Origin of the sequence: Haloarcula hispanica ATCC 33960, assembly GCF_000223905.1 — an archaeon.
Lineage (GTDB): Archaea > Halobacteriota > Halobacteria > Halobacteriales > Haloarculaceae > Haloarcula > Haloarcula hispanica.
Window position 1 is genome coordinate 2,240,039 of record NC_015948.1, and the last position, 21,264, is coordinate 2,261,302.

General features: G+C 63.8%; 22 protein-coding genes. 14 read left to right on the forward strand and 8 right to left on the reverse strand.

The genetic code is table 11. From position 1 onward, the window contains the following. The first annotated feature begins 3 nt into the window (after positions 1 to 3). The 8 genes from HAH_RS11275 (at position 4) to HAH_RS11310 (ending at position 8,029) form a co-directional block, all read left to right on the forward strand. Positions 4 to 906, forward strand: coding sequence for an RAD55 family ATPase (locus tag HAH_RS11275; protein WP_014041023.1), 903 nt, complete (start codon positions 4 to 6; stop codon positions 904 to 906). Positions 907 to 1,050: 144 nt separating this feature from the next. After that, positions 1,051 to 2,103: a tyrosine decarboxylase MfnA gene (gene mfnA / locus HAH_RS11280; protein WP_014041024.1), complete on the forward strand. Its 1,053-nt coding sequence runs from the start codon at positions 1,051 to 1,053 to the stop codon at positions 2,101 to 2,103. A gap of 114 nt (positions 2,104 to 2,217) precedes the next feature. Continuing rightward, complete coding sequence (locus HAH_RS11285; RefSeq protein ID WP_014041025.1) at positions 2,218 to 2,802, forward strand: YqaA family protein; 585 nt, start codon at positions 2,218 to 2,220, stop codon at positions 2,800 to 2,802. 65 nt (positions 2,803 to 2,867) lie between these two features. Further along, positions 2,868 to 5,021: a methionine--tRNA ligase gene (gene metG, locus HAH_RS11290; protein WP_014041026.1), complete on the forward strand. Its 2,154-nt coding sequence runs from the start codon at positions 2,868 to 2,870 to the stop codon at positions 5,019 to 5,021. Positions 5,022 to 5,066: 45 nt separating this feature from the next. Next, positions 5,067 to 5,438: a DUF7312 domain-containing protein gene (locus HAH_RS11295; protein WP_014041027.1), complete on the forward strand. Its 372-nt coding sequence runs from the start codon at positions 5,067 to 5,069 to the stop codon at positions 5,436 to 5,438. 73 nt (positions 5,439 to 5,511) lie between these two features. After that, positions 5,512 to 6,114 (forward strand): NfeD family protein, encoded by a 603-nt coding sequence (locus tag HAH_RS11300; RefSeq protein WP_014041028.1) that lies wholly within the window; start codon positions 5,512 to 5,514, stop codon positions 6,112 to 6,114. Between the two features lie 71 nt (positions 6,115 to 6,185). Next, positions 6,186 to 7,373: an SPFH domain-containing protein gene (locus HAH_RS11305; protein WP_014041029.1), complete on the forward strand. Its 1,188-nt coding sequence runs from the start codon at positions 6,186 to 6,188 to the stop codon at positions 7,371 to 7,373. A 50-nt stretch (positions 7,374 to 7,423) separates the two neighbouring features. Then, positions 7,424 to 8,029 carry a winged helix-turn-helix transcriptional regulator gene (locus HAH_RS11310; protein ID WP_004957885.1) on the forward strand — a complete coding sequence of 202 codons (606 nt, stop codon included), beginning with the start codon at positions 7,424 to 7,426 and terminating at the stop codon, positions 8,027 to 8,029. Positions 8,030 to 8,080: 51 nt separating this feature from the next. Here HAH_RS11310 and HAH_RS11315 read toward each other — a convergent pair whose 3' ends face one another. Next, on the reverse strand, positions 8,081 to 9,961 hold the full coding sequence (locus tag HAH_RS11315; RefSeq protein ID WP_014041030.1) for a PAS domain S-box protein: 1,881 nt from the start codon (positions 9,959 to 9,961) through the stop codon (positions 8,081 to 8,083). Between the two features lie 199 nt (positions 9,962 to 10,160). After that, on the reverse strand, positions 10,161 to 10,403 hold the full coding sequence (locus HAH_RS11320) for a DUF7123 family protein (RefSeq protein ID WP_004957888.1): 243 nt from the start codon (positions 10,401 to 10,403) through the stop codon (positions 10,161 to 10,163). Positions 10,404 to 10,655: 252 nt separating this feature from the next. Between HAH_RS11320 and HAH_RS11325 the strand changes: the two genes are divergently transcribed. Continuing rightward, on the forward strand, positions 10,656 to 11,054 hold the full coding sequence (locus HAH_RS11325; protein ID WP_014041031.1) for a TRAM domain-containing protein: 399 nt from the start codon (positions 10,656 to 10,658) through the stop codon (positions 11,052 to 11,054). A 2-nt stretch (positions 11,055 to 11,056) separates the two neighbouring features. On the opposite strand, the gene HAH_RS11330 is transcribed toward HAH_RS11325, so the two are convergent. Genes HAH_RS11330 through HAH_RS11340 form a run of 3 tightly spaced genes read right to left on the reverse strand, consistent with a single transcriptional unit; the run spans position 11,057 to position 12,889 of the window. Continuing rightward, entirely contained in the window at positions 11,057 to 11,791 is a 735-nt protein-coding gene (locus HAH_RS11330) for a YkgJ family cysteine cluster protein (RefSeq protein ID WP_014041032.1), read from the reverse strand. Positions 11,792 to 11,824: 33 nt separating this feature from the next. Then, positions 11,825 to 12,610: an MBL fold metallo-hydrolase gene (locus tag HAH_RS11335; RefSeq protein ID WP_023843378.1), complete on the reverse strand. Its 786-nt coding sequence runs from the start codon at positions 12,608 to 12,610 to the stop codon at positions 11,825 to 11,827. A gap of 9 nt (positions 12,611 to 12,619) precedes the next feature. Continuing rightward, on the reverse strand, positions 12,620 to 12,889 hold the full coding sequence (locus HAH_RS11340; RefSeq protein ID WP_014041034.1) for a MarR family transcriptional regulator: 270 nt from the start codon (positions 12,887 to 12,889) through the stop codon (positions 12,620 to 12,622). 249 nt (positions 12,890 to 13,138) lie between these two features. Here HAH_RS11340 and HAH_RS11345 point away from each other — a divergent pair, with 249 nt between their 5' ends. Next, positions 13,139 to 13,843, forward strand: a complete 705-nt coding sequence (locus HAH_RS11345) for a class I SAM-dependent methyltransferase (RefSeq protein WP_014041035.1) — start codon at positions 13,139 to 13,141, stop codon at positions 13,841 to 13,843. A 93-nt stretch (positions 13,844 to 13,936) separates the two neighbouring features. After that, entirely contained in the window at positions 13,937 to 14,842 is a 906-nt protein-coding gene (locus HAH_RS11350; protein ID WP_014041036.1) for a glycosyltransferase family 2 protein, read from the forward strand. A gap of 55 nt (positions 14,843 to 14,897) precedes the next feature. Here HAH_RS11350 and HAH_RS11355 read toward each other — a convergent pair whose 3' ends face one another. After that, a complete protein-coding gene (locus tag HAH_RS11355) occupies positions 14,898 to 15,707 on the reverse strand; it encodes an amidohydrolase family protein (RefSeq protein ID WP_014041037.1) in 810 nt (269 codons plus the stop codon). A 175-nt stretch (positions 15,708 to 15,882) separates the two neighbouring features. Between HAH_RS11355 and thsA the strand changes: the two genes are divergently transcribed. Next, positions 15,883 to 17,442, forward strand: coding sequence for a thermosome subunit alpha (gene thsA, locus HAH_RS11360; protein ID WP_014041038.1), 1,560 nt, complete (start codon positions 15,883 to 15,885; stop codon positions 17,440 to 17,442). Positions 17,443 to 17,515: 73 nt separating this feature from the next. On the opposite strand, the gene HAH_RS11365 is transcribed toward thsA, so the two are convergent. Next, positions 17,516 to 17,947 (reverse strand): DUF371 domain-containing protein, encoded by a 432-nt coding sequence (locus HAH_RS11365; protein WP_023843381.1) that lies wholly within the window; start codon positions 17,945 to 17,947, stop codon positions 17,516 to 17,518. Positions 17,948 to 17,973: 26 nt separating this feature from the next. Further along, positions 17,974 to 18,147 carry a hypothetical protein gene (locus HAH_RS19980; protein WP_014041040.1) on the reverse strand — a complete coding sequence of 58 codons (174 nt, stop codon included), beginning with the start codon at positions 18,145 to 18,147 and terminating at the stop codon, positions 17,974 to 17,976. Between the two features lie 108 nt (positions 18,148 to 18,255). On the opposite strand from HAH_RS19980, the gene HAH_RS11370 reads away from it, so the two are divergent. Both HAH_RS11370 and HAH_RS11375 read left to right on the forward strand, forming a co-directional pair. Further along, positions 18,256 to 20,100 carry a glycoside hydrolase family 2 protein gene (locus HAH_RS11370; RefSeq protein WP_014041041.1) on the forward strand — a complete coding sequence of 615 codons (1,845 nt, stop codon included), beginning with the start codon at positions 18,256 to 18,258 and terminating at the stop codon, positions 20,098 to 20,100. A gap of 267 nt (positions 20,101 to 20,367) precedes the next feature. Beyond that, complete coding sequence (locus HAH_RS11375; RefSeq protein ID WP_014041042.1) at positions 20,368 to 21,258, forward strand: coiled-coil protein; 891 nt, start codon at positions 20,368 to 20,370, stop codon at positions 21,256 to 21,258. The last annotated feature ends 6 nt before the right edge of the window (positions 21,259 to 21,264 follow it).

The following is a 21,264-nucleotide window of genomic DNA, read 5'->3' on the forward strand; positions in this document are numbered from 1 at the left end:
GGTATGGCACCCGAATCGACACCGGAAGCCAAGAGTATCAGTTCCGGTGTGTCCTACATCCCTTTCGGCATCCCCGGACTGGACGGACAGGTCCGCGGGATTCCGACCGGGAGCACGGTCCTGCTGGCCGGGGCGTCGGACGCGGGCGGCGATGCGTTCACCTACACGAGTCTCGCGACGCTGATGCTCGCGAAACACCGGCCCGAGATGGTCCCGAACAGCGTTGCCCGGCGCAGCGAGGCGATTCCCGACTCGGTGACCTACATCACGCTCTCGCACGACCGCGAACACGTCTACAGCGAACTCGACGCCGTGCTCGACGGCTATCAGTTCGACACGCTCACGGACAACATGACCGTCGCGGACTTCTCCCAGCGTTTCATGGAGCTGTTGCCGGTTCCGGAGCCGCTGTTCGATGCGCGACGGAGCGACGCCGAAATCGAACAGCCCGACGCGGAGCCACCAGAGTCGGAGCCCGACGAGGGGACCTTCGAGAAACTGCTCGCCGACATCAGCGACCGGGTGAGCGACGCCGCGGAGACGCTCATCGTCATCGACTCGCTGACCGACCTCGAACGAGCGACGGAGTTCGGTCTGCCCCAGAACCACGAAATCGCGTTCCTCATGGGGCTCCGGGAAGCGGTCGTCAACTGGGGGACCGTGGCCTTCGTCAAACTCGACCGGCCCGCGGGCGACGTGCGCTCGGACGAACTCATCCACGGCCTGCTGCACGGCAGCGTCTACTTCTACTCCAACGACAAGGGGTTCGAGACGTACCGGACGATGCGGGTCGGCTCCTTCGGCGGCGCGCTCGACACTGAGCGCCAGACCGTCTTCGAGTCGCTGATCGGTCCCACGGGCTTTCGAGCGAAGGCGACGAAGAAGATCGGGCCGTCGAACTGGTAATTCGGTCGGGACGAGCGCTACAGGACCAACTACGGACGGCTGCCCCGTTCTGGCCACCGTTTCGCCGTCAGGGCGAATAAACAGCAGACAACGGACATGCCCGAGCACAACGGCTAAACCGCTCCCCCTCTATACTCGCGATAGATGCTCCAGCGGGCAGAGCCACAGGACTTCGAGCGCGTCCTCTCGTCGATGTGTACGGTGCCGCATCCGTCGGCACGCGAAGCGGCGGAACGCTTCCTCGCGACGAACCCCGGGGACCCCGGTACGTACGAGACCATCGCCGACCTGGAACGCGAGGCCGTCGACTATCTCGGCGACATCACCGGGCTCTCGGACCCCGCGGGCTACGTCGCCTCGGGCGGGACGGAGGCCAACCTCCAGGCGATACGTATTGCCCGTAACCGCGCCGATACGGACGACCCGAACATAGTTGCGCCCGTCCACGCACACTTCTCCTTTACCAAGGCCGCTGACGTACTCGGTGTGGAACTGCGGACCGCGCCAGCGACGGACTACCGCGCCAACATGGAAGCGATGGGTGAACTCGTTGACGAGGACACGGTGTGTGTCGTCGGCGTCGCCGGCTCGACCGAATACGGCTACGTCGACCCGATTCCGGCCATCGCCGACCTCGCCGAGACGGTCGACGCACTCTGTCACGTTGACGCCGCGTGGGGCGGTTTCTACCTCTCCTTCACCGACCACGACTGGCACTTCGGCCACGCGAACATCGACACGATGACGATTGACCCGCACAAGGTCGGGCAGGCGGCGGTCCCCGCCGGCGGGCTACTCGCGCGCGACCGATCACTGCTTGATCAACTCGCCGTCGAAACGCCATATCTGGAGTCGACTGACCAGCTCACGCTGACCGGCACGCGCTCGGGCGCTGGCGTGGCCTCCGCCGTCGCGGCGATGGAGTCGCTGTGGCCGGCTGGCTACGAGCAGCAGTACGAAACGTCGATGGCCAACGCCGACTGGCTGGCCGACCAGCTGTCGGCGCGGGGCCACGACGTGGTCGGCCCCGAGCTTCCGCTTGTCGCGGCCGATCTCTCGATGCCGATGACCGACGAACTCCGGGACCGCGGCTGGCGGGTCTCAAAGACCGGGGCTGGCGAGATGCGTGTCGTGTGTATGCCCCACGTTACGCGGTCGATGCTGCGGTCGTTCGTGGCGGACCTCGACTGGTACTGAATCGCGGACCTCGACTGGTACTGCGTCGCCGCCCTCGGTCCCGAACATACTGGTATTGACTACTCCCGAGAAGACATACGAAGGTTTAGAAGTGCCTGTTTGCTACAGAGGGTCGTGGACCTGGTAGTACCGACCACAGCGTTCATTGCCTTCATCGGTGACTGTACGACCGCCGGCACTCCACTGTCGCCGCTGGAAGAGGCCGTCTGTACGGCCACCGGTCCAACCGGACTGGGTATCATCGCGGTGTACTCGTTTCTGATCGCGTTCATTCTCCCACTCCCGAGCGAAGTTGTACTAGTTCCGGCCGAAACGCTTCGGCTTGGACTCTCTACGAACGGGAATCTGGTGGCGATTATCCTCGTCAGTGGTCTCGGGAAGGCGTTCGGCAGTCTCGTCGCCTTCCACATCGGTCAGGAGGCAAAGGAGTACGGCCCACTCGTGCGCTGGATCAAGCGCTCACGGTTCAATATCATCGAATGGTCGGAGAAGAAGACGGTACAGCTCGCACAGAAGTACGGCTACGTCGGTCTGGCGCTCGCGCTCTGTGTTCCCTTCTTCCCCGATACGATCTCTATCTACGCGTTTACCGTCCTCGAACGCGACTACTATCGGTTCGGCGCGGCGACGTTCTTCGGCAGTGCCGGGCGGCTTGTCGTGACACTCGGGCTTGCCAGCGGCACGCTCGTGCTGCTGTGACCCGGAGCGCGGCCACCACGCCGAAACCAACCCCCTTTTGACCCGTCGGTGGCACACGAACAGGTATGAGCAACGACGAGTTTCCGACGGACCAGCCGGCGGTCGTGACCTGTGGGTTGCCCTACGCGAACGGTGACTTGCACGTCGGCCACCTCCGGACGTACGTCGACGGGGACGCGCTGTCGCGCTCCCTCCGACGGATCGGCCAGCAGACGGCGTTCGTTTCGGGGTCGGACATGCACGGTACACCGGTAGCAGTCAACGCCGCCGAAGAGGGCGTCGAGCCGCGGGAGTTCGCGCTTGACTTCCACGAGACCTACGCCGAGACGTTCCCGCAGTTCAACATCGAGTTCGACAACTACGGGCACACTGACGACGAGACCAACGTCGAACTCACTCAGGAGTTCGTCCGCTCGTGGGTCGAAAACGATCACGTCCACGAGAAGGAGATCGAGGTTGCCTGGGACACCGAGGAGGACCAGCCCCTCCCCGACCGCTACGTCGAAGGGACCTGTCCCTACTGCGGGGAACAGGCCCGCGGCGACGAGTGCGACGAGGGGTGTCAGCGCCACCTCGAACCCGGCGAAATCGAGGACCCAGTGTCGACGCTGACCGGGAACCCCGCCGAGTACCGCACCCGCGAACATAAGTTCCTCCGGCTCGCCGACTTCCAGGAGTACCTCCAGGGCTTCCTCGACCGCTTGGAAGGCACCGACAACGCCCAGAACCAGCCCCGCGAGTGGATCGAGGGCGAACTGCAGGACCTCTGTATCACGCGGGACATGGACTGGGGCGTCGATTATCCGGAGGACGTCGATGGCGGCGACGAACTGGTGCTGTACGTCTGGGTCGATGCACCAATCGAATACGTGGCCTCGACGAAGCAGTACGCCGAGCGCGTCGGCGACGACGAGTACGACTGGGAGCAGGTCTGGAAGGTCGACGGCGAGGAGCACCACGGCACCGAGTGGGACGACGAGTGGTCCGACGACAACGGCGAAATCATCCACGTCATCGGGCGCGACATCATCCAGCACCACGCGGTGTTCTGGCCGGCGATGCTTCGCGGCGCGGGCTACAACGAGCCACGGTCGATTCTGGCGACCGGGTTCGTCGGCATCGACGGCAAGGCGCTCTCGACCTCGCGCAACCGCGCCGTCTGGGCCGACGAGTACCTCGACGCCGGCTTCCATCCCGATCTGTTCCGGTACTACATCGCGACCGGCGCTCAGATCGACACCGACGTGGACTTCTCCTGGGACCGCTTCCAGGAGCGGGTCAACGGCGAACTCGTCGGCAACGTCGGCAACTTCATCTACCGCTCGCTGCTGTTCGCCGAGCGCAACTACGACGGGACGCCCGACGCGCCCGTCAGCGACGACGTGCGCGACCGAATCGAGTCGGCCATCGAGGACTTCGAGGCCGCCGTTCGGGAGTACGACGTGCGCGAACTCGCCGAAATCGCCATCGAACTCTCGAACTACGGCAACGAGTACATCCAGCGCAACGAGCCCTGGAACCTCGTCGACGACGACCCCGAGCGCGCCGAGCAGGTCATCCGTGACTGCGTCCAGCTAACGAAGGCTGTCGCGGTGCTCATGCAGCCCGTTCTGCCAGGCAAGGCCGAGCGCCTCTGGGGCCAGCTCGGCGAGCAGGGCTCCGTCGCCGACGTGACCCTCGACAGCGCGCTCGAAGCGCCGCCGGCCGAGTTCGGCGAGCCCGCGGAGCTATTCGAACAGGTCGAGGACGACCACATCGAGGCGCTGAACGAGGAACTGCAGGAACGGGTCGAGGAGGCCAGCGAGGCTTCGGCAGAAGCCTCGAATGAAGGCGGCGAAGCCGCCGGAGACGAAGTGGACGACGGCGACGTGGACACCGCCGACCTCCAGCCACTCGTCGAGGACCGCATCAGCTTCGAGGACTTCGAGGGCGTCGACATGCGCGTCGGCGAGATCCGCAGCGCCGAGCCGGTCGAGGGCGCGGACAAGCTCCTGCGTCTGGAAGTCGATATCGGCCACGAGGTCCGGCAGGTCGTCGCCGGACTCCGGCAGCTCCACGACGCCGAGGCCCTCCCCGGGACGCGCGTCATCCTGCTTGCGAACATGGAGAAAGCCGAGCTGTTCGGCATCGAATCCAACGGGATGGTGCTGGCCGCCGGCGACGAGGCGGACCTGCTGACGACTCACGAGGACGCGCCGCTGGGGACCCGCATCAAGTAAGCCCAGTCGCCAGCGCTTTTGTAGTCACGGCACGTACCGCGGACCATGGATGACGACGGGGCCGCACGAGACGATGCGGCCGCTACGGGTGACACGTTCACCGAGGAGTACGAACTGGCGACGGAAGCCGACATGATTCAGGTCGACGGTGACGCGGCCGATACGGACGCAGCCGACGAGGAGGAGGGCGCGGTCGCCGGCTCGTTCGCCCCGGACCTAGAAGTGACTCCCGATGCGCCGAAGCCTGAGAACGTTGTCTTCGTCGCGCTTGGGGTCTGCATCGCGATTCTCGCCCTCGGACGGATGTTCCTCGGGGCGGAGATGTACACGCCGTCCATACTCGGCGGCGTGGTCCTGTCTGTCGCGCTCGGAACCGCTGTACTGTACGGGTTCTTTGTCCGGACGAGCGACGCGTAAGACCTGCACCGGTGCCTTCAGAGTCGCGCTCTCTACCCCGACACTTAATCCTGCTCCGACACTAAGTCGGGGCATGGTGAACCCGCTGGCGGCAGTTGCCCCACTGCAGGCCGAACCACTGTTAGGTATGTCGCTCTCTATTCTGCTGTTTCTGGCCGGCGCGGGCCTCATCGTGGGCGAAGCGCTCGCCCCTGGGACCCACTTTTTCGTCCTCGGCGTGGCCCTGCTGACGGCGGGGCTGGTCGGGCTGTTCATCCCAGCGAGCCTGGGTATCCTCGCGCCACTCATCCTTACTGTCGTCGTGCTTGCAACGACGGCGGTCACGCTCTGGGGATATCGAAAGCTCGATTTCGCTGCGCCGGGCCGCGGCCAGACGCTCAGTTCTGACTCGCTTACGGGCCAGTTCGGAACCGTTACCGAGCGCGTGACCCGGAGCGACGGCCAGGTCAAACTGGAAGACGGCGGCTTCAATCCGTACTATCAGGCCCGCAGTTCCGGCGACCCGATAGAGGAGGGAACGGAGGTCATCGTCATTGACCCCGGCGGCGGGAACGTGCTGGATGTCGAGCCGGTAGAGTCGGCGAGCGACGAAATCGACCGCGCACTCGAACGTGATCGAAACCGGGGCAACGAGAGCGACGACACCGAACCGGAGCGAGAGTCGGAGCGGGCGTAGGTGTGTAATTCGGTAGTTTGTGACAGGGACACCGAAGCCTTTTCCTTGAGCGCTCCGGAGGTTTGACTGTCATGTTCCCCGCGACAGCACCGCTACAACCCGGAGGACTCATCGGTTTCGTTACCGTAATCTTCCTCCTGATCGCCATCGCGCTGGTGTACTCCAGCGTCGTGATCATCCGCCCGTACCAGAAAGGTGCCTACACGGTCCTCGGCACCTATCGCGGCGTCCTCGACCAGGGGATTCACTTCATCTACCCCTTCGTCTCAGACGTGACGCGGTTCGACATGCGGACCCAGACACTCGACGTGCCACGGCAGGAGGCAATCACCCGCGACAACTCGCCGGTGACCGCCGACGCCGTCGTCTACATCAAGGTGATGGACCCGAAGAAGGCGTTCCTTGAAGTCGACAACTACGAGCGTGCCGTCTCCAACCTCGCCCAGACGACCCTCCGTGCCGTGCTGGGTGACATGGAGCTGGACGACACGCTGAACAAGCGGGGCGAAATCAACGCCCGCATCCGGAAAGAGCTCGACGAACCCACCGACGAGTGGGGTGTCCGCGTCGAGAGCGTCGAGGTCCGCGAGGTCAACCCGTCCAAGGACGTCCAGCAGGCCATGGAGCAACAGACCTCCGCCGAGCGGAAACGCCGTGCCATGATTCTGGAAGCCCAGGGTGAGCGGCGCTCCGCCATCGAGACGGCGGAAGGTGACAAGCAATCGAACATCATCCGCGCACAGGGTGAGAAGCAGAGCCAGATTCTGGAAGCCCAGGGTGACGCAATCTCGACCGTCCTGCGTGCGAAATCCGCCGAATCGATGGGTGAACGCGCCGTTATCGACAAAGGAATGGAGACGCTCGCCGAGATCGGGCAGGGCGAGTCGACGAAGTTCATCCTCCCGCAGGAACTCACCTCGCTGGTGGGCCGCTACGGCAAGCACCTCCAGGGGTCGGACGTCAAGGAGAACGGCCACTCGCTGGAAGCGCTTGACTTCGACGACGAGACCCGCGAAATGCTCGGTCTGGACGACATTGAGAAGATTCTCGGACAGATCGATGAGGAAGCTGAGGTCGATGTCGAGGCGATGGAAGAGGAGGCCCAGAAAATCAAACAGGGGCAGGACAGTGGTCTCGACAACGCTGACGACGTCATCGAAGAGATGGACGCCGAGATAGACGACGACCCGGGCACGACTGACGTGGCCGGCGGTCCGGACGACACGACGCGAACGTCGGAAGTCGACAAGGACAATTAACTGAGAATCAGGCGAAGACGTTTTATTACCAACCCACCTTTTCGGTAGCAATGACACGTGAGGGCGACGTGGACGAGGACAAGCGAGCGACGCTCCGTCGCTTTGCCGCCCTCGGTGCAGCGAGCCCGTTTGCCCGCTTCGGCGACAGCGGGAGCGAGAGCGATGCACCCGATGCCATCGCCGGGTACGTCTCGGCACACCCCGGAACGCACTTCTCGAAGCTTCGTGACGACCTCAAACTCGGGACCGGTGAGGCCCAGCACCACCTCCACCGACTGGAAAACGAGGCCGTCGTCACGTCACAGAAAGACGGCGACTACCGACGGTACTTCCCGGCCGACCAGTTCTCCGAGTTCGAACAGGTGGCGCTTGGTTACCTGCGGCGCTCGACGGCCCGCGGGATGCTCGTCACGCTCCTCCGCCGCCCGGACGTGACGGCGTCGGAACTGGCAAGCGAACTTGATGTTTCACGACCGACAGTGAGCAACTACGCCGCTGACCTGGAGTCAGCCGGGCTCCTGTCAAGAGAAAACGGGTACGCAGTTACTGAGCCAGAGACAGTGCTGACGCTGCTTATTCGGTATGCCGACTCGTTCGGTGACGATGTTGCCGCGCTGGCCGGCGAGGCCGATTCGCTGCTGCGATACGATCCGTGACGCTTGCGCCGGTGATCGCTCGCTATTGGTCCACTTGGGTCTGTGTCGCCGTTACATTTCTTTGTCGACACCGGTGATTTCAAACCTGGCACCACCCGATTCGCTGTCGGTCACACTGACATCCCAGCCGTGGACGGCGGCGATATCGGCCACGATTGCGAGGCCGAAGCCGGTGCCTTCAGATGCGGTCGAGTAGCCCGCTTCGAACACTGTGTTTCGTTCGTCTTCGGGGATGCCCGGACCGTCATCAGCGACGTAGAAGCCGCTTGCGTCGTCGATATCTCCGAGAGTGACCGTTACCCCGCCGCCGTTCTCGACAGCCTCGCCGGACTGTCCCGGCTGCCCCATCTGGCCATGCTCCATGCTGTCTTGCTGCACCTGAGAGGGCGAAGATTCTGACCCGTGTGCCACGCAGTTCCGAAACAGGTTCGAAAGCAGGCGCTGCAACCGGCCGGGGTCAGCAAGAACGACGCTGTCGGTATCAGTCTCTAGAGCCGCACTCTCCGTCTCGATAGTCTCCCAGCACGCAGTTGCGGCGGTTTGGAGGGTGACAGGCTCGGTAGTCGTTGCCTCGCGTCCCTCTCGTGCCAGCGTCAAGATATCGTCAATGAGCGTCTGCATCCGCTCGTGAGCGGCATCGATACTGTCGAGGTGGTCGTTGGCCACGTCCTGCTGGGCCAGTTCCAGATGCCCCTGTGCGACTGTCAGTGGTCCCTGCAGGTCGTGGCTGACGACACTGGCGAAGGAATCCAGCCGTTCGTTCTGAACGCGGAGCCTGCGTTCACGCTCCTTCTGTTCGGTGATGTCCTGAATGAACCCCCGAACGGTCGGCTTCTCCGCGCCCTCGACGCGTTTGCCGCGGGTCCGGACCCACCGGTGGTTTCCTCTGGCGGTGATGAGCCTGACCTCGAGGTCGTACGGATCTCCATCATTGAGGGCCGCGTCGACGGCGTCCGAAACTGTCTCTCTGTCCTCTGGATGGTAGAACGACAGCCCGTCCTCGACTGTCGGGTCAAAGTCGTCGTCGACCTCGTGGATGCGGCGGGTACCCGCTGTCCAGGTCGACATTCCGCTCTCGTCGTACTCCCAAGCGCCGAGGGCGCCGAGTTCCTCCGCCTCGGCGAAGAAATCCCGTAACTGGGCAAGGTTCTGTTCGTGCTCAATGCGCTCCGTAACGTCCTGACAGTGTGAGAAGATGGTGACAACATCGCCCGAATCGTCGGTAACGAGGCGGTTGTGCCACTCGACCACGATTCGCTCGCCGTCTTTCCGGACGTTCTCATTGACGCTGTGGTAGCCGCCACTGGCCTCGCTGAGAGCGGACGTAACCGCATCGACATCGTCGTAGCTCTCCGAGCTCACGAATATCTCCCACGTTTCCCCGAGCAGTTCCGTTTCGGTGTAGCCGAATATCTCTGTGAGAGTTTCGTTGACGCGGACGATCTCGAAGTCCTGATTATATTCGACGAACCCGAGCGGCGACTGGTCGATAAACAGCGAGAGCCGGTCTTTACTCGCTTCGAGGGCGCGCTGTGACCGGTACTGTTTGACGGCGTTGACGATTCGGTTTGACAGAAGGGCGTAGTGGCTGGTGTCGGGCGCTTTCTGTAGATAGTCAGTGACACCTGCGGAGATAGCATCACTGGCGACAGCTTCGCTACCACGGCCTGTGTACAGGATAAACGGGAGGTCAGGATAGTCTTCGCGGACAGATTCGAGGAAGTCGATACCGTTCTGGCCGGGCATTTCGTAGTCAGAAACGATACAGTCGACTGCTGCCGTTTCAAGCAGACGCAAGCCCTTTCGGGCACTCGTTGCGATCTCGATATCGAACGCAACCCGCTCTCGCTTGAGGAACGCCGCTGTCGTCTCTGCGTACTGCCGGTCGTCGTCGACGTGAAGCACCCGGATGGCGGAACCAGCCTCGCCCATTGATGCGATTGACTATGGCCTCAACGGTTATCAATATAGACATTCGGTTTTTCCAATATATCCTGAAAAATCAACGTGAAGGGGCTGAAACGAAGAGTGAGCGACGACACCGACTGTTCTCTACGTAGCCCTACATCACGGGCCCGTGGGGACGGTCAGGTGGGAGTCCCGATATATCCGCGTCGGAGTCAGCGCCGGTTCAGGCCTCGACCATCCATGTCGTCGAGGAAGAGTAGCCCCACTTCTCGACGGCCAGATCGTGGTCGCCGTCGGCGATGGCGGTCATGTTCGTGCCCACTTCTTTGGCCGAAAGGCCGAGTTCGTCGCCGATGAGTCGCGATTTGAAATACGTCTGGTCGTCAGCATTGGAACGGAGATACTCCAGAATACGTCGCTGCTTGTCCGAGAGCGGACTGTTGGGGGTTTGTGCGGTGGCGCTCATTGTACAGTTATCAACAGTACCGAGACACCCTTATTGGATTTGGTACAGACGGTTAACGGCCCGCCCTCTGGCGGTTTTCCCTCACTCGAAGCGGGGATACTGCCGCGAGTTGGGCCACGCGGAGCCCGGTTGGTACAGGCGGGAAACACCGTCGCTGCTCGTCGTCGCCTCGCAGTTTGAACGACAGCGATCGCTCGCTCCGGCAGTTCTTTAATAATGGGCCGTTTTGTGGCCGAACGGAGGTCTATCACATTGGAAATCTCGGATCAACTGCTGTGTCTGTTCAGTGCCGATATCCGCGACGAGGGGGACCGGTACGTCGTGGAGGTCCCGCGTCGAGAGGTCGAGACGGGCGCAGTCGACTCAGGCAGTACCTATCGCATTGCGCTCATCTCCGCAGATGAGGAGACAGAGACGGACGAGGAGACGGTGTCAGACACGCCGCCGGACCAGCCACAGCCGCCGGTCGAACCGGGTGAGACGCGCTACGTCGAGATCGAAGACATCGGGAAGCAGGGTGACGGCATCGCTCGGGTCGAGCGCGGCTACGTCATTATTGTCCCAGGAGCCGAAATCGACGAACGAGTCAAGATCGAAGTCACAGAGGTCAAGTCGAACTTCGCGGTCGGCGAAATCATCGACGACGTGTGACGCTACTCATAGGGACTGCCGTCGGGGCGCTTTGCCCCTTCAGAGTCGTGGACGACGACCTGTCCGGCTGATGGGTCGACAGGTCGATAGGTGTCGCGGACGCCGATTGCTTCCGTCAGTTCTCGAACGGCGCGTTCTTTGAGCGCTGCAGCCAACTCCTCGGCGTCGGCTCTGGAGATATCTCGGCCGAGCCCCTCACACTCGTGGGCCCGAACGATACCTTCCTTGTCGACAGCTTCACCCATCGGCTGGCTCGTCCCGCCGAGCGCGACGCTGAAGGGGTAAGTCTGACAGATGAGCGGGCGGTCGCCGTGGACCGTGCAGGCACCCGTACCGTCATCGCCCTCAGCGTAGAATGTGCAGTCGCCGCAGTCGTCGGTCTGGAGCGCCCACTCGAAGGTCTCTCCTTCGGGGCCCTCAGGGCCGTCGGCCAGTCCGTACGGCATCGGCCGAGCGACATCGCGGAAGTCGTACTCCCCGGCCGCCTGTAGCTGCCGAATCTCGTCAGGAAACACCGTCGCAGTGTGGGGTTCGGCATCGGTTTCGGCCGAGTCAGCGTTCTCGTCGGGCGCATCGACGGCCTCGTCAGCACTCTCTCCGCCTTCGCCACACGCCGACTCGGCCTTGCAGCAGGCCCCACAGCGGGTGCATTCGAACCCGATAGTCTCGATTGCGTCGGCCAGTTCCGACTCCTCAAGGGCACGGGCCCGTTCGAGTTCGGTTTCCAGAGAGTCCACAGCCCTGATAGCAGGCGGATGGGCAAAAAGGCGTCACTCCGCCGGATTCGGTGCGGCCCGCTCGCTGTCCCATGAAATAGCGCCCTCGGCAGCCAGTTTTTCAAGATGGGTCAGCACTGTCCCACGGGCCAAATCGCGCACGCCGGTGAGGTCCTTCTCGTAGGCGGCCTCAAGGATTTCATCCAGCGTGGCGGCCCCGTCGTGGACAGCGTCCCGAACACGCCGCTCGCGCGCCAGTCGGTGATTGATGAGGCGCGCACAGGTCTCCCGCGGCGTCTCGATACGCGGGCCATGGCCCGGTAACAGCACGTCGGGGTTTCTGGCGTGGAGTCGCCGCAGTGACGCGAGATAGGCCCGAACGTCGCCCTCGGGTGCGCCGACGACGACGCTACCCTCAGCAACGGCGAGGTCACCGGAGACAACGGCTCCATCCGTGGCGAAGGCGACGTGTTCCGGCGCGTGCCCCGGTGTATCGATGACAGTCACTGGGCCGGCATCGGTCGGAATCGTCGTCCCGCCGCTGAACAGTCTATCCGGGGTAATGCCGGTCGCGGCTTCGAACGCGCTCGCCCGACCGCGGCGCGCCCAGACCGTCGCGCCTGTCTCTCTGGCGTAGTGTGCAACAGCACCAGCGTGGTCAGGGTGGTGGTGCGTGAGTGCAATGTGAGCGAGGGAACGGTCGCTGAGAAGCGAATCGAGCGCATCCCCGGCGTCCGGAGGGTCCACAAGAAGAGCGGCCTCATCGCCGCAAACGTATGCTGCCGTGCTGCCGGTCGGTGCCCGTGTCGGGACGGACACGTCGGCCCGGTGCCAGTCCATGCCGATGGGTCAGACCGTGAGGAAATAAACCTGTTTGCGTGCGTCGGTGAAACTGTACCGCGAATCGACCAGACCGGACTCCTCCAGCCGGTTCAGTGCATATCTGACAGTGCGGTCCGGGAGCAGCGAGTTCTCGGCTAGTTCGCCCTGTGACAGCGGGGCGTCGTCCTCCAGCACCTTCGCGACGAGCTTCGCGCTCGGCGGGAGTTCACGCAGGGTGTCGCGGAACTCCTCGTCGGTGAAAGGTGCTGGTGCAGCGTTTTCAGTTAATGCGCTCATAGTGGCTGATATTCCAGACTTACTGGTAAAACTTGGCTATATGCATGACCAAACAATACAGATTCTATGAAGTGTTTAATGTGTCCTTATACAGAACCGCCATCGTGCGGTTCTCGTCGCTATCCGGAAAGTACGACCAGAACTATCAGGGCCGAGAGCGCGAGCGGATCTGACCTGACTGGAAAACAGCCAAACCGATGAAAGGGGATTCCAGTATCGTTTTATCCCCCGCGGGGTGAGCAATACACCGTGAAAGGGCAGGAGTGGTATCAGGCCGACACCGTGGCCGAAGAGTACGAGGCCAAGCGGTTCTCCCGTGGCGGTCGGCTTATCGACCGACGCGAGAAACAGGCCGTCCTCGACGCAATCGGCCCCGTGGCTGACAAGGACGTGTTAGAGGTAGCTTGCGGAACCGGACGGTTCACTGTGATGCTGGCCGAGCGCGGCGCGAACATCACCGGGCTGGACATCTCAGGACCGATGCTCCAGCAGGGCCGTGAGAAAGCACAGGCGACTGGTGTCGACGACCGTGTCGAGTTCATGCGGGGTGATGCGGCCCGGCTCCCGTTCCCGGACGACCACTTCGACACCGTGTTTGCGATGCGCTTTTTCCATCTGGCGGACACGCCGGCGGCGTTCCTCGCTGAGATGCGCCGCGTCTCGAAGGAACAGGTCTTCTTCGATACGTTCAACCGGTTTTCGACCCGGTCGATATACAACTGGGCGCTCCCGATGGGGTCGCGGCTCTACTCCCGCTGGGAGATCGACCGGCTGCTGGACGGAGCCGGACTGGAACTGACCGAGGCGAACCACGACTGGCTGCTTCCCTACGGATTCTACCGGAAGATTCCGAACGAACTGGCCGCCTCGTTCCGCTCGCTCGATACGGCGCTCGGCGGCACGCCACTCGGCGAAAAGCTGGCATCGGTGTCGTACTGGAACACCCATGTGTAGCTCGCCGCCGCTCGGACAGCCCGTTTTCCCTGAATGGATGTCGCCGTCCGTCTCCCGCGACTTTTAAGCGCCTTCGCCGCCGTACCCAGAGGTATGGATATCTCGGTAGTGGTCCCGACGTTGAACGGCCGGGAGGAGCTGTCCGGCTGTCTGGACGCACTCACCGAGCAGGTTCCCGATGCCGAAGTGATTGTGGTCAACGGCCCGTCGGCCGACGGCACGACGGGCATGGTCCGCGACCGGGACGACGTGTCGATCCTCGTCGAGATCGCCGACCGCTCGGTCACGGTCGCCCGCAACGCAGGGATCGACCGGGCAACGGGAGACGTTATCGCGCTCGTCCACCAGGCTCTCTCGGTCGAGTCCGGCTGGGCTGACGCGGTGAAAAACGGGCTCTCGGGGGCAACCCAGGCCATCACCGGGCCGACACACCAGCAACTCTGGGCCGGAATGACGACCGAAACCGAGGAGACGCGGACGATAGCCGGCCGCGACGTGACGTATTTCAATCCCGGAAACGTCGCGTTCGACGCGGAGGTGCTGGAAGCGCTCGACGGGTTCGACGAGTACCTGAACGTTGGCAGCGCCCGGGACTTCGCACACCGGATGGCCGCCAGTGATTACGGCGTCGACTGGAGCACGGCGATGTGCGTCAGCCGCGAGTTCGAGGCCGACGGCGGCACCACGGAGACCGACTGGAACTGGAAGTACCGCTCGCTCGCCTACCGGCTGGTGAAGAACTACAACGTCCGCCCAACCGTGTTGCGGCGACTCCTCAGCCACGCGGTGAGTGACGCGACGGACGCGCTGATCGATGTCGTGCGCGGGGAGACGACGCCGTCGCAGTGGCTCGGCAACGGGCAGGACGTGTTCGGCGGCGTCGGGTCCGGCATCGTCGACGGCCTCCGCGCACGCGTGACCGACCGGACACCCTGTCGGAACCCGAACGGCCGCTCCGCGCGCGCGGACCGCGCGGTGACTGTGTACGACTGGCGGTAGTAGCGGTAACCGGTACTGGCCGCAACCGTTCGACCGGAATAGGAGTTGTCGGCGGTCAGGGGGCCAGCGCCTCGATGACGCGGTTGGGATTGTTCGAGAACACCTTTCGCATCGCGTCTTCGGGAACGTCCAGTGTCAGAATCTCCATCACGGCCACGTTCGGGTGGACGCTGGGGACGCCGCTCCCGAAGAGAACGCGGTCAGGGTGTTCCAGAATCGCCCGCTCCATCGGCCGCCGGTAGCGGACCGCACTGGTGTCGAGATACAGATTGTCGTGGGTCTCCAGCAGGTCGATAGCTCGTTCCATCAGGTCCCGCCGGAGCGGGTGGGCACCGAAATGCGAAAGGATGACCGGGAAATCGTACGCTAACAGCGATTCGGCGACAGTTTCGGGCGGAAACCCTTCGCCGCCGTGGACGATGACGGGCAGTGATACGGACGCCAGTTCTGCGAGGACTTCTTCGTCGGGTAGTCCGTCAGTCGGTGGATGGATCTTGAAGCCATAGAACCGGTCGTCGTAGGCGTACTGCTCGATGTCCTCGGGCGAGGTGTGTTCCTCCGTGCGACTGCTCGCGAGGTTGCGGAGGGTCGACCCGGGACCGGTCCCCGGGTCCCGAGCGCCGTTGACTCTGGCGAAGGCGACCATCGGCCGCTCGACAGTCATCCGGGCGACGGCGTTGTTCGCTTTCAGATACGAGCCGTCTCGCTCGCCGGGAAAGACGACGGAGCGGACGACACCGGCCTGGTGCATCTCCCGTTCCAGTTGCTCCGGGTCACCCATACCGTCTCGGGGTCGGCGCTGCTCGTCGGGTTCCAGTCGCGCGTGCACGTCGACCACCCGAAAGCCGTGCTCCAACTCCAGCATCTACTATACGGTGTGTATACTCCCATATTAAAAGGTGTGTAGGTCCAGCCGGGATTACAGGGACAGCACGGCGCTGTCACCCGACGAGCGGTCTACGCCGTTAGAAAGTTTTATATAGAACCGCTTGCCTTGTCTTAAGTGAGGTTCAACACATATGTCATCTGGCCAGCGACGCATGGGCGGCCAGCCTCTTTTCATCCTTGATGAGGACGCCCAGCGCACACACGGGAAGGACGCACAGTCATCGAACATCTCCGCCGGAAAGGCCGTAAGCGAGTCCGTACGGACCACGCTCGGTCCCCGCGGCATGGACAAGATGCTCGTCTCCGACGACGGTGATGTGGTCATCACCAACGACGGGGCGACCATCCTCTCCGAGATGGACATCGAACACCCCGCGGCCCAGATGATCGTCGAAGTCGCCCAGACCCAGGAGGACGAAGTGGGCGACGGCACGACGACGGCGTCCGTGCTGGCCGGGGAACTGCTGACGAAAGGCGAGGACCTGCTCGATGACGACGTCCACCCGACAACAATCGTCGAGGGGTACTCCGCCGCGGCCGAACTCGCACAGGACGCTATCAACGAGCTCGTCCTCGACGTCGACCTCGACGACGAGACACTCGTCGAAGTTGCCGAGTCCTCGATGACCGGCAAGGGAACCGGTGACGTCGAGGCCGAGAAACTCGCCGAAGTCGTCGTCGACGCCGTCCGCCACGCCAAGAGCGACAACGGCGTCCGCCGGGACAACATCGAAGTCCACACCCAGACGGGTGCGGCTTCCTCCGCGACCAAGCTCGTCGAGGGCGTTATCGTCGACGAGACGGCCGTCCACGACAACATGCCGACCTCGGTCGAGGACGCGTCCATCGCGGTCATCGACACCGAACTCGACGTCCGCGAGAGCAACATCGACGCCGAGTACAACGTCTCCAGCGTCGACCAGCTCAACGCCGCGCTCGATGCCGAGGAGCAGGAACTCAGCGGCTACGCCGAGGAAGTCGTCGAAAGCGGCGCTGACGTGGCCTTCGTCACCGAGGACGTCGCCGACCGCGTCGCCTCCCAGCTCGCCAAGGAAGGCGTCTTCGTCGCCGACAGCATCGGCTCCTCGACCGCCAAGGACATCGTCGAGGCCACCGGCGCAAAGCGCGTCGGCTCGCTGGAAGCCCTCGACGAGGACTCGCTCGGCCACGCCGACAGCGTCGACGTCGAGAAGCAGGGCGACGACGACGTGACGTTCATCACCGGCGGCGCGACCGCCGAGTCCGTCACGGTCATCGCCCGCGGCTCCACCGAACACGTCGTCGACGAGCTCGAACGCGCGCTCAACGACGCGCTCGACACCGTCATCGCCGCGCTCGACGCCGGCGGTGTGGTCCCCGGCGCAGGCGCGACCGAAATCGCCATCGCCGACCACATCCGCTCCGAAGCGGCGTCCATCGAGGGCCGCAAGCAGCTCGCCGTCGAAGCGTTCGCCGACGCCGTCGACGTGCTGCCCCGAACCCTCGCGGAGAACACGGGCCTCGACGCCATCGACGCGCTCGTCGACCTCCGCGCAGAACACGAGAGCGAGGGCATCGCTGGCATCATCAGCGAAGGCCAGACCGGCGTCGTCGGTGACCCCGTCGACTACGGCATCCTCGACCCCGCCGCTGTCAAGCGCGAAGCGGTCGACTCCGCCACCGAGGCGGCGACGATGATCGTCCGCATCGACGACGTTATTTCGTCGAGCTAAGCTGGTTTAGACATCAAACCTGTTTTCTTTTGACTGCGCCAGAGAGCGGCGCGACCGCTGTAGAAACTACCGCTCAGTCGCCGCTGGGTTCGACAGAAAGCGTCAGCGTCGCATCGTGGCCGTCAGCGAGCGCTTCGACGAGGTCCCGGTCCACGTCGCCGGCTGCCGTGTCGGCGTTCACCATCACGGTCCGGTCATCGACGTAGTCGCTCGTCCGCAGGACGTGGCTCCGGTCGTTCTCGAAGGAGAGGTCGGGATGGCCGGTTCCGGTCACAGTAACGGTCTGCTCGCCGGCTTCGATAGTTGCCGTAATCGTCGCGTCGGCGTCCTGGCAGGCCGTCACGAACTCGCTGTCGAAGTCGGCGGGGACGCGGTCGGCTTCGATAGCGAGGATGCAGTCACCTGCAGGAGTCAGAAAGTCGTCGCTCGTCACTTCCAGCGTGCTGGCGTGCTCGCCGGAGACGTTCTCGTGGCCCTGTGCGTGGACCACTTCCTCGAGTGTCATACCTCCCGGTCACTGCCGGGCGTACTTCAGCGGGACGACTCCGACCTGACGACGGTAACCGTCACCGCACCGCAGGCGCACTCGTGGGCCTCGCGGCGGCCGGCCTCGGTCTCGAACACCAGCGCTGGCTCGCCGAGCGGGCGCTCGCAGTGCTGGGCCTCGCAGGTCGGTGTCGCCGCCTCGTGTAGTTCGGTGAGCATATCTGGATAGTAGATGGCTACCTATGTCAAGGCGAGCCATCCCCGTAGTGAAAGTGAAAGTGAAGCCGTGGGGCAAAGGATATGCCCCCGCGGAACGGGCCACAAGGTATGTCGCTGGAGTGGCGCGGCGCGGCGGTTGCGCCGGACGACGAGATGCCGTCCCCGGAGTCGTGGGAACCGGTGTCAGTGCCCGGCCGGCCCGAGGGGTTCGCCGGCGCCGAGGCCGTGGCCTACGAAACGACGTTCTCGGACCCGCGGGACGAGAGCGATGCACACACGCTGCTGGTGCTGAACGGAGCGTACGCGCACACGCGCGTGTGGTGCAACGGGGATCTGCTCACCAGCCACGACGCCTACTTCGAACCGCTCCGGGTTCGACTCCCCGAGAGCGAGGAGTACCGGATCGTCGTGGAGTGTCGCGCGCCGGCGGACCGTTTCGGCGGGTTGCACGCGACCGACCAGCTACCGCCGGAGCGCTGTGTCCCGGGCATCTGGTGGGACGCACGGCTCGAAACCCGGCCCGACCCCTGCGTGAGCGAGCTTTCGGCCCAGCCACAGGTATCGGAAGCCGACGTAACCGATGCGACAGTGGAAGTGTCGGCGACTGTCCTGTCCGAAGAGCCGCTTGACGACCGGATTACGCTCTCACTCCGGCCGGAGGGTGACGTTCGTGGCGGCGGGATGATGGACCGCGCTCGCGTCTCGACTGACGAGGAGACGACGTCGGTGACCTACACGATAGACGTGCGCGACCCGTCGCTGTGGTGGCCCCACGACCGCGGCGAGCAGTCCCGCTACGTCCTCAGCGCGAAGCTCGATGACGACGAACACTCGGTGACGACGGGACTACGTACTGTTTCGTACGACGACGGCCTGCAGGTCAACGGCGAGGAGGTGCCGGTTCGCGGCGTGACACTGCTGGACCCGACCGCGGAGGACGTCGTGCGGGCCGTCGACGCCAACGCAAATCTGGTCCGGGTTCGGGCACAGGGGACGCCGCCCGAAGTGGCCCGCGCCTGTGACGACCACGGCGTCCTGCTCTGGCAGGACCTCCCGTTGTCGGGCCCCGGTTCGTTCGACAACGAACGGGGAACCAATCTCGCGGCACGGCTCGATGCGACCTACGCGCAGCATCCCAGTTTCGCGGCGGTCGGCGTTCACGACGAGCCAGTGTCACCCTACGCCGACGGCCTTGGGTCCGGGTTCCTCGACCGACTACGCTTTCGCTGGCGGGCCTGGCGAACCGGATACGACAGCACCGAGGCCGAGACCGTGGCTGGGGCCGTGGACTCCGTCCCGACGTTCCCGGTGGTCGGCCCGCCCGGAATCGACCCCGACGCGGCCACGCTGTACCCGGGGTGGCGGTACGGCGACACGGCCGACCTCCCATGGCTCTGTTCCCAGTTCGGCGTCGGCGACGTCGTCGCCGGCTTCGGGGCCGGCGCGCTCGGGACGGCCGACCCGGTGGATACCCCGGGGTTCGACCGCGCCCGGCACGACCGCCACATCGACGACGGGGTGGCTGGGTCACAGGCGTACCAGGCTGACGTCGTCCGCGAGGTGGCCGAGGGATTGCGCCAGCGCCGCGCACCGGTCGTCGTCCTCGACAGCCTCCGGGACGTCGGCGACGCGGGCATGGGTGTACTCGCCGCTGACGGGAGCGAAAAGACGGCACACGACGTGCTCGCCGACAGCTACGAGCCCACACAGGTCGTCCTCTCCGCACCCAGTCCCGGAGAGCGGGACGTCGTCGTCCTCCACGACAGGCCGGAGAGCACGAACCTCACCGTCGAGTGGGACTGCAACGGCGAGCGCGAGCAGGCCGAACACACTGTCGGTCCTTTCGCCCGCGTCCCCGTCGACACGCTCACGCTGTCGGCCGGCGACGAAGTGACACTCGCCGTCACCGACGGGCAGCGGGTCGTCAAAAACGAATACACCATTAGCCAGTAATATATGTCCGTGATATACAAGGGTAATCCGGTGAGGTTACGACCGGTTCACCCGCCGAATTGGGGCGTGTGAGACGTTGACGCGGTATTCAATGCACCGGAATGTTTAAACAATATCCACCTCTATTTGTAGACACCAGAACGCTTCCGCGTTCAGGCAGTATCGCTTTCAGCCCAACATGAGAGGGAACCCTTGTTATTGGTGTCAGCCCCTCAGTAGTGGGCCGACTGTCTGTGCTGAAGCGGTGATGGCATAGAGGATTCAACAATGGCAGACTCGATAGACGAATCAAAGAACGTTACAGTAACCGAAGAGGATCTCGAAAACAAATCGAAAGGCGAGCTTATCAAACTCGCCGGCCAGCTCCGCGACCGACGGAACGAGCTGAACCAGATGGCGTCCGAGCGGGCCTCCGCCCGTGACGACCTGAACGCGAAGACTCGCGAGAAGGTCGACGAGGCCCAGGAACACCGCGAGAAGCGCGACGAGCTCAACGAGCAGGTTCAGGAGCACAAGGACCAGCGCAACGAGCTCAATGCGGAAGCAAACGAGCTGTTCGACAAGGTCGACAACCTGAAAAACGACCTCGAACTCGACGAGGGCACGTCGGTCGAACAACTCAAAGAGGAGATCGAAGACCTCGAGTTCAAGCAACAGACCGAAGTGCTCTCCTCGGAGGACGAGAAGGAGCTCATCGAGAAGATCGAGACCAAGCGCGAGAAGCTCCAGGAGAAACAGGAGAAGCTCGACCAGGGCGGCGACCTCGAAGAGCTCAAAGAGGAAGCGGAAGAGGTCCGCTCGGAAGCCTCAAAGCACCACCAGAAGGTCACGGAACTGGCCGACGAGGCCCAGAAGCACCACAACGAGATGATCGAGGCCTACCGCGAGGCCGACGAGATCCGTGACGAGGCCGACGAGAAGCACGAGGAGTTCGTCGAAGCGCAGGAAGCGGCCGACCAGCACCACGAAGACTTCGTCCGCGTCCAGAAGCGCCTGCGCGAACTCGACAAGAAGGAAGAGGAGCAGGAGCGCTCCCAGCGCGAGGAGAAGCAGGAAGCCGCGCGCGAGGAAGCCGAGGAGATTTATCAGAAGTTCAAGGAGGGCGAGACCCTCGACACCGAGGACCTGATGAAGCTCCAGAAGGCCGGCAAGCTGTAAGTCTGT

Excerpts from the sequence above, each read along its gene's own strand:
- thsA (WP_014041038.1), top strand. The coding sequence starts at position 15,883 with ATGGGCGGCCAGCCTCTTTTCATCCTTGATGAGGACGCCCAGCGCACA.
- HAH_RS11275 (WP_014041023.1), top strand. The coding sequence starts at position 4 with ATGGCACCCGAATCGACACCGGAAGCCAAGAGTATCAGTTCCGGTGTG.
- HAH_RS11370 (WP_014041041.1), top strand. The coding sequence starts at position 18,256 with ATGTCGCTGGAGTGGCGCGGCGCGGCGGTTGCGCCGGACGACGAGATG.
- HAH_RS19980 (WP_014041040.1), bottom strand. The coding sequence starts at position 18,147 with ATGCTCACCGAACTACACGAGGCGGCGACACCGACCTGCGAGGCCCAG.
- HAH_RS11320 (WP_004957888.1), bottom strand. The coding sequence starts at position 10,403 with ATGAGCGCCACCGCACAAACCCCCAACAGTCCGCTCTCGGACAAGCAG.
- HAH_RS11355 (WP_014041037.1), bottom strand. The coding sequence starts at position 15,707 with ATGCTGGAGTTGGAGCACGGCTTTCGGGTGGTCGACGTGCACGCGCGA.
- HAH_RS11350 (WP_014041036.1), top strand. The coding sequence starts at position 13,937 with ATGGATATCTCGGTAGTGGTCCCGACGTTGAACGGCCGGGAGGAGCTG.
- metG (WP_014041026.1), top strand. The coding sequence starts at position 2,868 with ATGAGCAACGACGAGTTTCCGACGGACCAGCCGGCGGTCGTGACCTGT.
- HAH_RS11365 (WP_023843381.1), bottom strand. The coding sequence starts at position 17,947 with ATGACACTCGAGGAAGTGGTCCACGCACAGGGCCACGAGAACGTCTCC.
- HAH_RS11300 (WP_014041028.1), top strand. The coding sequence starts at position 5,512 with ATGGTGAACCCGCTGGCGGCAGTTGCCCCACTGCAGGCCGAACCACTG.
- HAH_RS11295 (WP_014041027.1), top strand. The coding sequence starts at position 5,067 with ATGGATGACGACGGGGCCGCACGAGACGATGCGGCCGCTACGGGTGAC.
- mfnA (WP_014041024.1), top strand. The coding sequence starts at position 1,051 with ATGCTCCAGCGGGCAGAGCCACAGGACTTCGAGCGCGTCCTCTCGTCG.
- HAH_RS11315 (WP_014041030.1), bottom strand. The coding sequence starts at position 9,961 with ATGGGCGAGGCTGGTTCCGCCATCCGGGTGCTTCACGTCGACGACGAC.
- HAH_RS11375 (WP_014041042.1), top strand. The coding sequence starts at position 20,368 with ATGGCAGACTCGATAGACGAATCAAAGAACGTTACAGTAACCGAAGAG.
- HAH_RS11340 (WP_014041034.1), bottom strand. The coding sequence starts at position 12,889 with ATGAGCGCATTAACTGAAAACGCTGCACCAGCACCTTTCACCGACGAG.
- HAH_RS11335 (WP_023843378.1), bottom strand. The coding sequence starts at position 12,610 with ATGGACTGGCACCGGGCCGACGTGTCCGTCCCGACACGGGCACCGACC.
- HAH_RS11305 (WP_014041029.1), top strand. The coding sequence starts at position 6,186 with ATGTTCCCCGCGACAGCACCGCTACAACCCGGAGGACTCATCGGTTTC.
- HAH_RS11310 (WP_004957885.1), top strand. The coding sequence starts at position 7,424 with ATGACACGTGAGGGCGACGTGGACGAGGACAAGCGAGCGACGCTCCGT.